This is a genomic window from Acinetobacter variabilis (assembly GCF_000369625.1).
GTDB lineage: Bacteria > Pseudomonadota > Gammaproteobacteria > Pseudomonadales > Moraxellaceae > Acinetobacter > Acinetobacter variabilis.
Window position 1 is genome coordinate 200,884 of record NZ_KB850113.1, and the last position, 14,847, is coordinate 215,730.

Consider the following 14,847-nt stretch of genomic DNA (forward strand, 5'->3'; position numbering starts at 1 on the left):
GGGGAAGATGCACATGAAAAAATCTCTGTTTTTAACCATGTGCATTGCCACGATGTTGTCCTCCGTCCATGCAGGAACAGTGAAAGTTTACGCCGCAGCGAGTCTAAATAATGCTGTGACCGAAATTTCCAGAACTTACCAAGCTCAACATCCACAAACTAAGATTATTTCCGTATTTGGTGCATCTTCTACTTTAGCCAAGCAGATCGAAGCAGGAGCCAGTAGTGATCTATACTTTTCAGCTGATCAGGATTGGATGAATTATCTGGTACAAAAGAAACTGATTAATTCCAGTTCAGTTCATCCCATCCTGTTAAATCAGTTGGTGGCCATTAGTCCCAAACATCTGACTATTCATTTTAAACCCCAATCCAATTTTGATTTTGCCCAATCTTTTAAAGGTTATGTATGTACCGGGCAAATGGAGTCAGTGCCTGCCGGGAAATATGCTAAGCAAAGTCTGACCAAACTGAACTGGTTAAATGGCTTGAAAGGACGAATTGTTGGAACAGATGATGTACGCTCGACTTTGGCTTTTGTCGAACGAGGTGAATGTAAAGTTGGGATTGTCTATAAAACTGATGCCTTGATCAGCCGAAAAGTGAAAATTATTGGTACCTTCCCGGCAGATTCGCATCATCCGATTATTTATCCGATTGCGTTGACCAAACAGGGCGAAAAAAATGCGGATGCCATTCAATTTGAACAATTTATACAAAAAAGTACACAGGCCAAAGTCATCTTTCAAAAATATGGATTTAGGCTGAATCCCTAGACAATGACTGGAGAAATAACTGCAAGATGTTAAGTCTAGAAGAACTAAGTGCGCTATATCTGTCTGCCAAAGTGGCCAGCTTTGCAACCTTATTCTGCTTACCTTTTGCAGTAGCATTGGCTTGGGTTTTGGCCAGATATGAATTTCGGCTTAAGTTTGTGGTCGAAGCATGTTTGCAATTGCCTATGGTGCTGCCACCTGTGGTCTTGGGTTATCTGCTTCTGGTGCTGTTTGGCAATCAAGGCATGATTGGCCAATATTTCAATACACTCGGACTGCAACTGGCATTTAACTGGAAAGGGGCAGTATTGGCCTCGATGATTGTGGCATTCCCATTGATGGTGCAACCGATTCGTCTGTCTTTTCAGCTTATGAATCAGCAACTCGAACATATCGCAGGTTCATTGGGCGCAGCACCGTGGAAAGTATTTTGGAATATCAATTTACCTCTGGCGATTCCCGGTATGCTGATTGGCAGCATCTTGTGTTTTAGCCGCAGTCTGGGTGAGTTTGGCGCCACCATTACTTTTGTGGGAAATATTCCGAATGAAACCCGCACTATTCCCATCGCAATTTATTCCTTACTGCAACAACCAAATGGTGAAGAAATGGCGATGCGTCTGGTGACATTGTCTATTTTCTTGGCATTTACTGCCTTAATTGCCAATTATTTTATTTTGCAAAACTATCAACGGAAATTGGGAGGCTGAAATGTTGAAATGTGATTTTCAATATCAACAAGCCGATTTCGGGTTGAATATTAAACTGGAAATGTCGCAGCAACTATTAGGGATTGTCGGTACATCTGGAAGTGGAAAAAGTACTTTACTCAAAAATATTGTCGGACTATTAAAACCTGACCAAGGATATATTCAGTTTAATCAGCAGGACTTAATCAATACAGAAAAGAAAATTAATATTCCAATGCATCAGCGCAAGATTGCATTAGTTTTCCAGAATGCTTTGCTGTTTCCACATATGAACGTGCAGCAGAACCTATGCTATGCAGAAAAACTGGTATCTAGAGAAAATCGAAAATTCCAGTTTGAAGACATCGTAGAATTATTAGAATTAAAACCTTTAATATATCGTAGAGCACACCAGCTCTCAGGTGGAGAAGCGCAGCGCGTTTCTATTGGCCGAGCATTACTGTCTTCACCGAATCTTTTATTGCTGGATGAACCTTTAACAGGCCTGGATCAGCAGTTAAAACAACAGATTTTACCTTTTCTAAAACGGATGAAAGATGAGTTAAATCTACCCATGATTTATGTGACCCATCATTTAGAAGAGTTAGCTTACTTAGAAGCTGAAACTGTACAGTTCAAACAGGGCATATTAATCAGGAACTGATTAACTCCAGCTGATTGAGCCGGGCAGGTTTTGCATAATAAAAACCTTGCAGATAATCACAATGATGCGATTTTAAACACTCAGCCTGTTCAGGATTTTCAATTCCTTCCGCAACAACTTCCAGATCCAGCTTATGTGCTAGGGTAATCATAGCTTCAATAATTGCCTCATCTCGTAGATTGCCGGGTAAATGCTGGACAAAGCTGCGATCCAATTTGATCTCATCAATCGGTAAGCTACGTAAATAACTTAAACTCGAATAACCAGTGCCAAAGTCATCTACCGACACTTTAATACCCAAAGCCCGGACATTTTTTAAGATCTCAATCGACTTATCACCGCTAGCAATCAACATACTTTCAGTTACTTCCAGTTTTAGTAACTCATGTGGGAATTCAATTTCTGCTAATAATTGCTGTAGATCGCTTAGGAATCCGCTTCTTTTAAACTGTAAAGGAGATAGATTGATGGCAACCGAAATTTGAGTCTCATGCTGCATATTCCAGGCTTTGACTTCCTCACAAGCCTGTCTGAGTACCCATTCGCCGATCGAGACGATTTGACCGGTCCTTTCTGCAAAAGGAATAAAATCGGCAGGAGAAATAAAGCCTTTTTCTGGATGTTGCCAGCGGATCAAAGCTTCCAGACATTTGACCTTACCCGTTTCACTGTCCAGAATTGGCTGATAAAACAGTTTAAATTGCTGTTCATGCAGCGCGACCATCAGTTCATGACGAAGCTGTACATAATCTACCTTCGGTAAAGGCTCTTTCGTGAAATTATACCAGTGCCAGGTATTACCCCCTTCGGCATTGGCGTCACGCATGGCATCTTTAGCAGCATTGATAAACTGCTTAACACATTTAATGTCTGGATCAGCATCAGCGACACCAATACTGGCACTCAGGTGAATATCATAGCCATCCACATGGAAAGGTTGAGATAATCCGGCGATGATTTCTTCGGCACGTACAGCGACTTGCTTGAGATCAGTCATTTGAGTTAATAAAATTGCAAACTCATCTCCTGAAAATCTGGAAATCACATCTTCAGGCTGCAGATTTTGACTCAGACGATTGCCCACCAGTTTTAAAATTTTATCGCCAATATCATGACCGAGGCTTTGATTCAAAGGTTCAAAATCATCCAGATCCAGATATAAAAGCACCAGATTTGCAGAACCTGTCTGAGCTAAATGCAGTTTTTCCTGTATCACTTTTTCAAACAGCTTATTGTTAATAAAGCCGGTTAAATGGTCATGTGATTCCTGATAAGCGATTAGTTCTTGCTGGGCAACATGCTGACTCACATCCTGTTGAATAGCAATAAAATGAGTGCATTTATGATTTTCATCAAAGACCGGGCCGAGATTCAGCTTGTTCCAGAACCAGTGTCCATCCTTACGATAATTTTTCAGGACAATCTTGATTTCAGATTTATTCTGAATGGCTTCGCTGATTTGCTGGACGCTTTCCGCTGAAGTATCGGGTCCCTGCAAGATGCGGCAATTTTTCCCTTTGAGTTCTTCCAGACTATAACCGGTAATCTGCTCAAAGGCCGGATTAACATATTCAATAGGCTGGTCATTTTCTGCCGAAGTTAAAATAATGCCATGCGGATTTGCATCGACACTACGTTTCATTAAGCGCAGCATTTCATTGTTTTGATAGCGTTCAGTAATGTCGCGTGCCACGCTAAAGATACCGACAATTTCCTCATTCACTTTAATTGGCAAAAAAGTTAAATCGAGCCAGTATTTCTGTCCTGCCGAGTTATGTGCCTGAACTTCAAGATGTCCAGTCAAGCCATGCTTGGCCTGCTCAAAGGCTTCTAAGGCAAGAGGGCGATGTTCAGGTTCAATAAAATGATCAATTTTAGTTCCGATATGCGATTTAACACCAACTTCGTTAAAAAACTTGGTGGCCAGATTGGCATCTACAATATTGCCATCCAGATTGTGCTCAAAAATTGCATCGGGATGAAAAGAGAAAAATGACTGATATTTATCTTTGAGTTGATTTCGTTTTTTGCGTTCTTCATACAGCTCAAAGGTTAAGGCGATCAGCGAAGCTGCATATTGCAGCAGGTCAATTTCATTGGGAGTAGGAGACTTGATCGAACGATAATACGTACCAAAAGAGCCAAAAAGTTTGCCACTCCCATGGGCAATTGGTAGGGACCAGCAGGCTCTTAAACCATTTTGTTTAACCAGATCTTTATATGCGACCCAGTTTGGATCATTGAGTAAATCCTCACAGACCACTAAACGACGATGATATGCAGCTGCACCATAAGCGCCTACATTCGGACCGATTTTTAGATCCTTTAAAGCGGCTATATATTCTCTGGAAAAATAGGCTGGTTCTTTTATTAAATTAAGCGTTTGTTCCTGTTCCGAATACAACATGACAGATACCAACGCATCCGGAATTTTATCCCCTAACCATGCGGTAATCGCATCTATGATATCCTCTAAGGCAGCAGCTTGACCAATCAGATTAAAAATCTCTTGGCTGGTGCCTCCATTATAAAAAGAAGTCATATTGTATCCTTAAGTATAAACCTCTATATAAACCTAGAAGTATTAGAGAAATTATACTGTTTTTTGGAATTAAAGATCTAAACGCTATAACACAATAACAAAATAATATATTTAAATTATCTACTTAATAACTGTATAAAAATATTATTACTAGGCACTTTTTTCACCTGTCACCACACGATTTCTCCCTAAATGTTTGGCTTGATATAAATTTGTATCTGCTTGTTTTAAAACTTCTTTAATATCAGAAGAAGTTAAAGGCCAGTGTGCAATACCAAGTGAGGCAGTCACTACACCAACTTCTAGTAAATAAGTCGATGCCAGTTTGTGCCTTAATCTTTCAGCAATTTTAGTGGCTTGTGAAATCTCTTTAACTGGCGCAAGAATAATAAACTCTTCACCGCCGACCCGACAGCAAATATCCTGTTCACGAAAACTTTCCCGAATGAATCCGGCAACTTTGGTTAATACCACATCACCCATATCATGCCCATGACGATCATTAATTTTCTTGAAATAGTCAATATCTAAAACCACCACAGCAAAATAAATTTTATTGCTAATCAAATCATTTAAAAATAGTTCAAAGCCACGGCGATTATAAAAGCCGGTTAAAGGATCGGTTAAAGTGTCCTGTTTAAGTTCTTCGATTTCCTGATTAAAAACGTTTACGCTAGATAATAGGGACTTCTTGAATTTAAAAACTTCAAAATACCAAGGCTTAATATGATTAATCTTTTCAGTGATACCTGGATCATTCAAATGACTTGCCATTTTGGCAAGATCATTTAATGGAGAGGTAATAAATTTTGAAATACGCCAGATGATTAAAAAGATAATAATATAGATAACAAAAATTGTGCCAATCACTTTGTAGGCAAGAAGACGGGCTTGGGCGAATAAATCTTCTGTAGGCTGCTGAAACACCACGGTCCAGTTAGTCGTAGGAATTTTTGCAAAACTTACTAGTTCGCTAACTCCCATATCGTTGTTTAATTTTATTTTTCCTGAGCTATGAGACTCCATATAAGCTAAACCGGTATTGTGTTGGAATGTTTTTCCAATTTTCTCTCTTTCTGGATGATAAATAATTTTATCTTCTTTATCAAAAACATATAAATAGCTATTTTTATAACCATAATTTTCGCTTAAAATTGTCTTTAATAAGGATTCTTCATGTAAATAGATAAACCCTGCAATAAAGCCTTGGTATTTATTATTCTGATCAAAGATGGGAAAACTAACCAGGACGACTAGATTACCTTTTAATGAATAATATGGTGAGGAAATATAAGGCTTCTTTGATTCGAGTGATTTGCTAAAGCCCAAAGACCGGATAATCGCAACTTTATCTAATTTCAAGGTTTCAGGCGCATATTCGATGACATGACCATCTGCATCGCTGATCAAAACACTGCTAAAAGAATTAGATTGTTGAATCAATCTGTTTAATTCAGTTTTTAATAACTTAGGACTTACGCATTGACGGATTCAAAAAAGTATTAAAATACTTTATAAAGTATCTGTGATCAGACGAATTAAACATGCTTCTACAGCAACTTGTACATTACCCATTTATATGGGCTTTCTCATGACAGAACCGAACTCTATTAGCTGCACACAACTTGCCGAGACTTATAACATCTCGCATGATAGTGTAAATCGCTTTCTAGAACGTGAAGACTACACACCTCACGACCTATATCAAGAAGCAATTCAACATATTGATAATAATAAACTTATAGTCAGTATTGATGATACTGTTTTAGATAAACCCTATAGTCAACATATGGACTTGGTTAGCTATTTTTGGTCAGGCAAACACCACCGATCCGTCAAGGGTATTAATCTCATTACCTTGTATGCGACAGATCAGAATGGTCAAAATATTCCAATTAATTTCCGAATTTATGACAAATCTGAAAGTAAAACCAAGAATGATTACTTTATGGATATGTTAAGTGAAGTACTCAATTGGGGTGCAAAGATTCAATTTATTACAGGTGATAGTTGGTATTCATCGACTGGAAATCTAAAAACCATAAGAAAATATGGTATTCGATTTATGTTTGGTATCGACTGTAACCGTAAGGTTTCCCCAGAAAAAGGACAATGGTTTCAACTGCGTTTATTGCCAAATTTCCATCAGGGTCAAGTGGTCTGGCTCAAAGATTTTGGCTTTGTACAATTATTTAAGACTCAGTTAAAAGAACAGCAGAGGTTTTATATTGTGCATCAAGATGAAGATGATTTATTGTCCTTTGAGGGTTTTGATGAATTACATTCAAGTCATTGGAAAATAGAGCAATATCACCGGGTGATTAAACAGGTTTGTCATATTGAAAAGTTTCAAGTAAGACGATCTAAACTGATTTTGAATCATATTTTTTCAGCCTTGATGGCCTACGTCGAGATACAAAAGAACCAGTTTGAGCGGATCTTTGAAAATGTATATCGTTGGCAGAAGAAATTATTTAGACCAGTTATCAAAAACTTCATTGATGACTTTATTCTCGATAAAAATCATCTGCTACCACAGAGAATCTTTAAATAATAGTGCGTAAGTCCTATAACTGCTCATTATGAAAGCCATTATTAATAATATTGGCACTGAGGCTTAAATCATTAAATATATTTTTAAAATATAAATCAGAAATAGAAGCAACTTTAGCTGCATACTCATAATTAGTTGCAAGAGAATTATTAATCAGTTGCTGTCGGTGAATTACATTGCTCACAATCAATGTAATTGAAAAAAGAATCACCAGACTCACAAGTAAAAGGATTAAAATCAATTTACGTAAATTAAGTTTGAGTGAAATGAGCAACTTTTGAACACTCATAACTTAATCCCTTAAATCTTTCAGAAATACAAAATGTATACAATATATTTCAATAATTATATTATGTGATGTGGTTCTCTATTTTAGATGAATAATATTCAGTTTGTAAGCATTTTTGAAGCTTAATCTGTTGCTTATTTTGTAAGCAGAAATGGTTTGGTTCATTTGTTCAATATATTTAAAAGATATGGAAAAAGACTAAGATCAAAAAAATAATAAAATACTGATTTAGTAAAAATTATATTTTTATAATATAAGAAAATTTTACTTAAAAGCTAAATTTTTTATCTAGCCTAATATAATTAAATAGATAATAAATAAAGATTTATTGATTAAAAAATAATCTTTTAAAAGGTAAATATTTATTTTTCAAAGCCTTCACTATAGGGTGAAAGTTGGGATAAATAAGTGCTCAAAAGGATATCAATTAAATTTGAACACTTATTTATTTTAGGAAAAGCTAATTTTTTGATTTTACAGTTGTTTTCTCAATGAGAAAAATTAATTACTCTAAAGTACTTCTTAACATCCAGGCTGTTTTTTCATGCACATCAAGACGTTGTGTGATTAAATCTGCAGTCGGTTGATCGTTGACTTCATCAACAACTTCAAAAAGATTGCGTGCGGTACGAGCTACAGTTTCATGAGCATTTACCAATAAACGCAACATTTCTTGGGCATCTGGTACACCTTCTACTTCTTTAATAGCAGTCAGCTTAGCAAATTGCTGGTAAGTGCCGGGTGCGGCAAAGCCTAAGGCCCGGATACGTTCTGCAATCAGATCAAGAGCATTCCACTGTTCGGTATATTGGGTCATAAACATGCTGTGCAGACTATTGAACTGTGGTCCGGTGACATTCCAGTGAAAGTTGTGGGTCATTAAATAGAGGGTATAGCTGTCTGCCAATAATTTAGATAGACCTTCGACGATTTTGGCACGGTCTTCGTAAGAAATACCAATATCAATTTTCATAGCTTTAGCATTTTTTTCTGAAGAGCCCATGTTTTACTCCTTAACAATTTTGTAGAGAGATATCTTTTAAAATAGAAGTTTGCCAGTCATGGCTGAAAAGATAGGAAATCTTGGCAGCATGACCTTTTATTTATATGAAATAGATTTTTGCCACTATTTATATGTGGAAATAATTTAAGAACTTCTGAGTTATATAGTTTATAGGACGGGCAAAGATATAAGTTTAGGCGTTCTGTATAGCCTGGTGACAGGATTGTAACTGTACAAAGAAATTAGTTTTACCTTATAAAACTCAAATGTCTGGATCAGTTTTTTAAAAACTTGTTTTCACTTTTAGATGATTAAGCCTTTATTTCATGATTTTATCCTTTAGTAAAAACTATCAGCTTTAAATTTTTTGAACTTTGTGATCTTTACTCGGTAAAAAAAACTGTCTAGTTAAGAAAAATAACAGAACTGTGCCTTTATTAAACAAGCCACTACAAAGACTCAGCAATGTATTCGTCAAATCTCGTTATGTTAGGGATACAGACGAAATCAATAAAAAGATTTTCATACTCAGCAACAGCTCACCATATACAGATAAAAGTGGAACTTTATTTTTCTGTAAAAACGGCAAGATGTTGAATAAAACTCAAGCGAATTTGAGATAGGCAAAAAAAGACTTCACTAAACTCAAGATCAGCAAGGAAAATTTCATGAAAATTAAGGCGAACAGTCCAGCCACAGGTAAAAATGGTTTAGATAAGCAGAATACCAATAAAAAAAGTGAGCAGCTTGATGCATATCGTAGCGACTCAACCGAACAGACACTGACTACCAACCAAGGTGTCAAGATTTCGGATAACCAGAACAGTCTAAAAGCGGGCGTTCGTGGAGCAACTTTAATGGAGGATTTTATTCTCCGTGAAAAGATTACCCATTTTGACCATGAGCGTATTCCAGAGCGAATTGTGCATGCACGTGGTGTTGGGGCACATGGTTTTTTTGAAGCTTATCCAGGCAATGAAAAATGGACTAAAGCCGGGTTTCTAACCAATACCGGTGCTCAGACTCCAGTCTTTGTTCGATTCTCTACAGTACAAGGTCCTCGCGGTTCAGCAGATACGGTACGTGATATTCGTGGTTTTGCGACCAAGTTTTATACGGATGAGGGTAACTTTGACCTAGTAGCCAACGATGCGCCAGTGTTCTTTATTCAGGATGGCATCAAGTTCCCTGATTTTGTCCATGCGCTGAAACCTGAACCACAAACCGAGATTCCATCAGGTGCGTCAGCACATGATACTTTCTGGGACTTTGTCTCTCTTGTACCTGAATCTGCACATGCGGTGATGTGGGCAATGTCGGATCGTGCAATTCCACGTAATTTACGATCTATTCAAGGTTTTGGTGTGCATACCTTCCGTTTAATTAATGCTGAAAATAAAGCTGTTTTTGTGAAGTTCCACTGGACGCCTAAACAAGGTCTGACACAGCTGGTATGGGATGAAGCGCAAAAACTGGCAGGTAAGGATCCGGATTTCCATCGTCGTGACCTATATGAAGCAATTGCTTCAGGTAATTACCCGGAATGGGAATTAGGTGTACAGATCGTTCCTGAAGAAGATGAAATGAAATTTGATTTTGACTTGCTGGATGCAACCAAAATCATTCCGGAAGAACTGGTTCCAGTGACTCCAATTGGCCGTATGGTGTTGAACCGTAATGTTGATTATTTCTTTGGTGAAACTGAGCAGGTAGCCTTCTGTCCAGGGCATGTTGTACCAGGCATTGACTTTACCAACGACCCGCTACTACAGGCACGACTGTTCTCTTATACTGATACTCAGCTGAGCCGCTTGGGTGGTCCAAACTTCCATCAGATTCCAATTAATAAGCCGGTTTGCCCATTCCATAACAATCAGCGTGATGGTTTGCATCAACGTCTTATTCATACCGGACAGGCCAACTACGAACCAAACTCGATTGATGACAACTGGCCAGCTGAAGCACCAGGTGCGACTCAGGCAGGTGGTTTCGAAAGCTATCAGGAGCGTATTGACGGTCATAAAATCCGCCAGCGTAGTGAGTCCTTTAACGATCACTTCACTCATGCCCGTTTATTCTATCAAAGCCAGGCACCGCATGAGCAGAAGCATATTATTGATGCCTATGTCTTCGAACTGAGTAAAGTACAGCGCCAAAATATCCGTGAACGTGAAGTGCTTGAAGTGCTGTGCAATATTGACTTGACGCTGGCTCAACAGGTCGCGGATCAATTAGGTATTGAAATCCCAGCTGAGAAAAAAGCTGCCAAACTGCCTGATGTACTGATTTCTAAGCGTCTGTCTTTTGAAGCGTTTAAACCTGCCGATATTAAGGCACGTAAAATCGCGATTCTGGCACATGACAAAGCCAATGAAGCCAGTATTAAAGCTGTACAGGCTTGGGCTGAATCAGAGAGTGCTGTGGCTGATGTGTTAACACCTCGTCCAGGACCAGTTCTGAGTCAGCGAGGTACAGTGATCTCATCTGATGGTATGCAGAAAGCTGAACCGTCGATTGCCTATGATGCTGTAGTCATTGTGGATGGTGATAACTATGAGATGGTGCTGAAAGATGGTATCGCGACTCACTATCTGCTTGAGGCTTATAAGCATCTGAAACCGATTGTATTCCTGGGAGATAAAGGTCAGCTGATTGAAGATCTAAAACTGATCAGTGATGAGGGTACTTTAGCAAATTCTCAATTCGATACTGTGCAAGATAGCTTCAAGACCTTGATCATGAATCATCGTGTTTGGGCGCGTGAATTGATCTCAGAAACTATTCCTGCATAAATACCATGAGAATAGAAGCTTCGGTCTCTATTCTCTATTTCAAGGAATAAAAAGTTTATGGCGAGACCAGATCCTAAAAAATTACTGGCACAGATGCAAAATGCGCAATGGAGCAGGGAGCAGGATATTTATCTGATCGAACATAACCATCTACCCATGAGTCAACTCAGACAACAATTGCCTTTTAGTGAAGAAGAAATTATGGCACGCCGTAAGGTATTAGGACTGATGACCCGTTTAAAACAGATGAAAAGACTTTTTCCTTAACTGGCTTTCATCAAATGACCACAATATCGATATTTTTGAGGAAGCACTTTTATGGACCTCAGTTCAATATTAGAAAGATTTAAAAATTCATCATTAGAACCTAAAGAAAATATTCAAACGACTTTGAAGGAACTGGTGCAACTTTCGGATCAGGTTCCTTTTCCTGCATCAGGGGAAACTTTAAAACGCTGGCAAATTTTAAGCCAGATCTCGGCAACCAATTTAAGTCTGGGCAAAATATTTGAGTCGCATCTGGACGCAATTGCGATTCTGCATGAATTAAATATTCCGGCACATCCTCATCAGCTTTGGGCAGTCTGGGCAGCAGAAGGCGGGCCTCAACCATTGCAGCTGAATGAAGATAAGCTGACTGGCATTAAGACCTGGTGTTCCGCTTCTAGCTGGGTAGAGGCAGGCTTACTGACTTATCGGGATGAACAAAATCACTCTCAATTGCTAATTGTAGATATGCAGCAGCCTGGTATTCAGCATGACCATACTGTCTGGCAAGCTGTGGGAATGCAGCATACATCCACTGCACAACTAGAATTTAATCAGGTTCCTGTCAAAAAAGTCGCTGATCCACATGTATATCTGGATCGGGTAGGATTCTGGCATGGAGCAGCAGGCGTTGCTGCTTGCTGGTATGGTGCGACAGTAGCTCTTGCTGAATATCTGCAGCAGGAACAGTTAAGAAAACCACATATGTATAAAGCCATGTATCTGGGTGAAATCAGCCGTGATCTTTTAGCTACTCAGGCTTTGTTTTATCGGGTTGCAGAATTGATTGACCAGCAACCTAAATTTCCTCATCAACTTCAGATTCAGGCTTTGCGCGCGCAGGTTGAAGCCACTGCATTAAATGTACTGAACCAGGTTGGAAAAGCGCTTGGCGCAGCGCCTTATTGTACCAATTCTTATTTTGCCCAGCTCGCAGCAGATCTACCGGTATTTATCCGTCAAAGCCATGCTGCCTTTGATCTTGAGCGTATTGGAGAGCTAAGCGCACAGGAGGAAGAATTATGGGCACTTTAAAACATGAGATTGTCGAAGATCGTGTGATCCATGGGGAAGGGACACGGGTAGAAGACTGGCGTAACTGCGAAATATTACAGCAGATGCCAGAATTTGATATTTCCAGTGTAATTCCTGCAGATGCCAGAGTCTGTATTGTGGCACCGCATCCGGATGATGAAATTCTGGGATGTGGTGGACTGATGCAACGTCTGGATAAACTCGGCTATAAGATTGTACTGTTTGCAGTAACTAATGGTACGGCCAGCCATCCCGGTTCGAGTCTGTATACGCCAGAAGAGCTGAACCAGATTCGTCCAGCAGAAACGCGTCAGGCTCTGGAAGAATTGTCCTTAGAACAGCCGGTTCTTCGGATTGCTTTGGATATTCAGGATGGAAAAGTGGCCGAGCAGCGAGGTTTGCTCAAACAGCAATTGCATTCGTATTTGCAGCCTAATGATATATTGGTCACGACTTTTGTTCATGATGGGCATCCAGACCATGAAATAACTGGTCAGGTCGTCCAGCAGCTCGCGACTGAGTTACAGTTACCTTATATTCAAGTTTTAATCTGGGCATGGCACTGGGCTACACCAGGAGATACTCGAATTCCGTGGGCTGTTGCGCACAAACTCAGGCTGACAGATGAAGAATTAAAATGTAAAGCCCGAGCTGCACGATGTTTCAAGAGTCAGATTGAGAATGACCCGACGACAGAACAGGCACCGATTGTCCCTGAACATGCATTGGAGCGTGTTTTACAGCCATGGGAGGTTTATCTGTATGAACAGTAAATCAACTTATGATCATGCCTATTTTGATGCTTTATATGCGCTGAATCAGGGAGATCCATGGCATTATGAACAGCGCTGGTATGAACAGCGTAAACGTCAGATTTGTAAAGCGCTCTTGCCCAAACTGCATTTTGAATCTGCCATAGAAGTCGGTTGTAGTAATGGCATGCTAAGTCAGGAACTAGCTCCTCATACCGGAGAACTCATCTGTCTGGATGCCAATACGACAGCGATCCGGCTGGCGCAACAACGTCTGCAAGATTATTCTCATGTCAATTTTGTCCAAGGCATTGTTCCGGAAGACTTGCCAGAGCGTAAGTTCCAGCTAATTGTACTGAGTGAGGTTTTATATTATCTGGATCAGGCCGCTTTAGAGAAATTGACCCACTGGTTGCAACGCGCCCTTGATGCAGAAGGCTGTATTCTGGCTTGTCACTGGCGGGCACCGATTTCAGGTTTTAGCTTTACTGGTGATGATATTCATGACCATCTAAATACTCACCTGCCTTATAAAAAATGTTCACAACTTCAGGAACCTGATTTTCTGGTTGATGTCTGGATAAATAGCCCACAGTCTGTGGCAGAGCAAGAGGGCCTTAAATGAATAAAATTGGCGTGGTCATTCCTGCCTGTAATGAAGAAGCCTATATAGAACGTTGCCTGCTGGCCTTAAAAAAAGCACAATTTGAATTTTATCAATACCTTGGTTCATCTGGAAATATTCCCGAGATTAAGATTTTAGTTGTCTTAGACAGTTGTACCGATCAAACCGCGATCAAAACGGTGCAACTGGGGGTAGAAGTCATTAGTTGTGACTTTCGTTCGGTGGGTAAGACCCGTCATTTAGGAATTCAAAAAGTAATTGAACAAGGATGCGACTGGATCTGTTGTACCGATGCGGATTCATGTGTTCAGGAGGACTGGTTCAAAACCATGTGGCAGCACCAACCCACTGACGCAATTTGTGGGGTAGTTGAAGTGGACGAATGGAAAAATTTTAGCCCGGAAGCCCGATTGAAATATTTAGGTCACTATCAGGACAAAATGGATCATCGGCATATTCATGGTGCAAATTTATGTTTTAAAACAAGTATATATAATAATTTTGATGGGTTTAACCAGTTAGATTGTCATGAAGATGTCGACTTTGTTCGCCGTTTACAACAGGCAGGAGTCAATATTACCTGGTCCAATCAATTAAGGGTAACAACCAGTAGTCGGCTACAGTCAAAAGTTGCTAAAGGTTTCGCCTGTTTTTTGCAAAATCTTGAGTTACAGGAAGTAATGAAAAAACCGATCAGCATATACAAATAAAACTATAAAATTATAAATTTTATACAATCAATTACTTGTAAAAAAATTAAAAATTCATTTCTAAAAGCTATTTCATTTAGAAAAATTCTGTTTATAATTCACACAAATTAAGCCCTGCTACTTATATTTTTCAGCTATAAGTTCGCGGGG

Annotated in this window: 14 protein-coding genes; 10 read left to right on the forward strand and 4 right to left on the reverse strand. The window is 39.2% G+C overall.

All coding sequences use genetic code 11. The features are described 5' to 3' along the window. Nucleotides 1-13 precede the first annotated feature (13 nt). Genes modA through F897_RS06670 form a run of 3 tightly spaced genes read left to right on the forward strand, consistent with a single transcriptional unit; the run spans nt 14 to nt 2,128 of the window. Nucleotides 14-775, forward strand: coding sequence for a molybdate ABC transporter substrate-binding protein (gene modA / locus F897_RS06660; RefSeq protein ID WP_005234443.1), 762 nt, complete (start codon nt 14-16; stop codon nt 773-775). Nucleotides 776-801: 26 nt separating this feature from the next. Continuing rightward, nucleotides 802-1,485: a molybdate ABC transporter permease subunit gene (gene modB, locus F897_RS06665; RefSeq protein ID WP_005234445.1), complete on the forward strand. Its 684-nt coding sequence runs from the start codon at nt 802-804 to the stop codon at nt 1,483-1,485. Nucleotide 1,486: 1 nt separating this feature from the next. Then, the gene (locus tag F897_RS06670) at nt 1,487-2,128 is read left to right on the forward strand and encodes an ATP-binding cassette domain-containing protein (RefSeq protein WP_005234447.1); all 642 of its coding nucleotides are present in this window, start codon (nt 1,487-1,489) and stop codon (nt 2,126-2,128) included. Here the strand turns inward: F897_RS06670 and F897_RS06675 are convergent. Continuing rightward, the gene (locus F897_RS06675) at nt 2,118-4,670 is read right to left on the reverse strand and encodes a bifunctional diguanylate cyclase/phosphodiesterase (RefSeq protein WP_005234449.1); all 2,553 of its coding nucleotides are present in this window, start codon (nt 4,668-4,670) and stop codon (nt 2,118-2,120) included. The genes F897_RS06670 and F897_RS06675 overlap by 11 nt on opposite strands. Before the next feature lie 150 nt (nt 4,671-4,820). After that, on the reverse strand, nt 4,821-6,113 hold the full coding sequence (locus tag F897_RS06680) for a sensor domain-containing diguanylate cyclase (RefSeq protein WP_338072310.1): 1,293 nt from the start codon (nt 6,111-6,113) through the stop codon (nt 4,821-4,823). An 82-nt stretch (nt 6,114-6,195) separates the two neighbouring features. On the opposite strand from F897_RS06680, the gene F897_RS06685 reads away from it, so the two are divergent. Beyond that, nucleotides 6,196-7,224 carry an IS701 family transposase gene (locus tag F897_RS06685; RefSeq protein WP_082188707.1) on the forward strand — a complete coding sequence of 343 codons (1,029 nt, stop codon included), beginning with the start codon at nt 6,196-6,198 and terminating at the stop codon, nt 7,222-7,224. 13 nt (nt 7,225-7,237) lie between these two features. On the opposite strand, the gene F897_RS06690 is transcribed toward F897_RS06685, so the two are convergent. Continuing rightward, nucleotides 7,238-7,513, reverse strand: a complete 276-nt coding sequence (locus F897_RS06690) for a hypothetical protein (protein WP_005234454.1) — start codon at nt 7,511-7,513, stop codon at nt 7,238-7,240. Between the two features lie 505 nt (nt 7,514-8,018). Next, nucleotides 8,019-8,516: a Dps family protein gene (locus tag F897_RS06695; RefSeq protein WP_005234455.1), complete on the reverse strand. Its 498-nt coding sequence runs from the start codon at nt 8,514-8,516 to the stop codon at nt 8,019-8,021. Between the two features lie 668 nt (nt 8,517-9,184). On the opposite strand from F897_RS06695, the gene katE reads away from it, so the two are divergent. From katE to F897_RS06725, 6 genes are read left to right on the forward strand one after another with little or no spacing between them, the layout of a single operon-like run. Then, nucleotides 9,185-11,308, forward strand: a complete 2,124-nt coding sequence (katE, locus tag F897_RS06700) for a catalase HPII (protein ID WP_005234456.1) — start codon at nt 9,185-9,187, stop codon at nt 11,306-11,308. Nucleotides 11,309-11,365: 57 nt separating this feature from the next. After that, the gene (locus tag F897_RS06705; RefSeq protein WP_004783129.1) at nt 11,366-11,575 is read left to right on the forward strand and encodes a hypothetical protein; all 210 of its coding nucleotides are present in this window, start codon (nt 11,366-11,368) and stop codon (nt 11,573-11,575) included. A gap of 51 nt (nt 11,576-11,626) precedes the next feature. Then, a complete protein-coding gene (locus F897_RS06710; RefSeq protein WP_004783128.1) occupies nt 11,627-12,610 on the forward strand; it encodes a hypothetical protein in 984 nt (327 codons plus the stop codon). Beyond that, on the forward strand, nt 12,598-13,383 hold the full coding sequence (locus tag F897_RS06715) for a PIG-L deacetylase family protein (RefSeq protein WP_004783126.1): 786 nt from the start codon (nt 12,598-12,600) through the stop codon (nt 13,381-13,383). The genes F897_RS06710 and F897_RS06715 overlap by 13 nt, the downstream gene beginning before the upstream one ends. After that, a complete protein-coding gene (locus F897_RS06720) occupies nt 13,373-13,987 on the forward strand; it encodes a class I SAM-dependent DNA methyltransferase (protein WP_004783125.1) in 615 nt (204 codons plus the stop codon). Before F897_RS06715 ends, F897_RS06720 begins: the two co-directional genes overlap by 11 nt. Continuing rightward, nucleotides 13,984-14,697, forward strand: coding sequence for a glycosyltransferase family 2 protein (locus F897_RS06725; RefSeq protein ID WP_004783123.1), 714 nt, complete (start codon nt 13,984-13,986; stop codon nt 14,695-14,697). The genes F897_RS06720 and F897_RS06725 overlap by 4 nt, the downstream gene beginning before the upstream one ends. Nucleotides 14,698-14,847: the final 150 nt, after the last annotated feature.

Excerpts from the sequence above, each read along its gene's own strand:
- modA (WP_005234443.1), top strand. The coding sequence starts at position 14 with ATGAAAAAATCTCTGTTTTTAACCATGTGCATTGCCACGATGTTGTCC.
- modB (WP_005234445.1), top strand. The coding sequence starts at position 802 with ATGTTAAGTCTAGAAGAACTAAGTGCGCTATATCTGTCTGCCAAAGTG.
- F897_RS06670 (WP_005234447.1), top strand. The coding sequence starts at position 1,487 with ATGTTGAAATGTGATTTTCAATATCAACAAGCCGATTTCGGGTTGAAT.
- F897_RS06675 (WP_005234449.1), bottom strand. The coding sequence starts at position 4,670 with ATGACTTCTTTTTATAATGGAGGCACCAGCCAAGAGATTTTTAATCTG.
- F897_RS06690 (WP_005234454.1), bottom strand. The coding sequence starts at position 7,513 with ATGAGTGTTCAAAAGTTGCTCATTTCACTCAAACTTAATTTACGTAAA.
- F897_RS06695 (WP_005234455.1), bottom strand. The coding sequence starts at position 8,516 with ATGGGCTCTTCAGAAAAAAATGCTAAAGCTATGAAAATTGATATTGGT.
- katE (WP_005234456.1), top strand. The coding sequence starts at position 9,185 with ATGAAAATTAAGGCGAACAGTCCAGCCACAGGTAAAAATGGTTTAGAT.
- F897_RS06705 (WP_004783129.1), top strand. The coding sequence starts at position 11,366 with ATGGCGAGACCAGATCCTAAAAAATTACTGGCACAGATGCAAAATGCG.
- F897_RS06710 (WP_004783128.1), top strand. The coding sequence starts at position 11,627 with ATGGACCTCAGTTCAATATTAGAAAGATTTAAAAATTCATCATTAGAA.
- F897_RS06715 (WP_004783126.1), top strand. The coding sequence starts at position 12,598 with ATGGGCACTTTAAAACATGAGATTGTCGAAGATCGTGTGATCCATGGG.
- F897_RS06720 (WP_004783125.1), top strand. The coding sequence starts at position 13,373 with ATGAACAGTAAATCAACTTATGATCATGCCTATTTTGATGCTTTATAT.
- F897_RS06725 (WP_004783123.1), top strand. The coding sequence starts at position 13,984 with ATGAATAAAATTGGCGTGGTCATTCCTGCCTGTAATGAAGAAGCCTAT.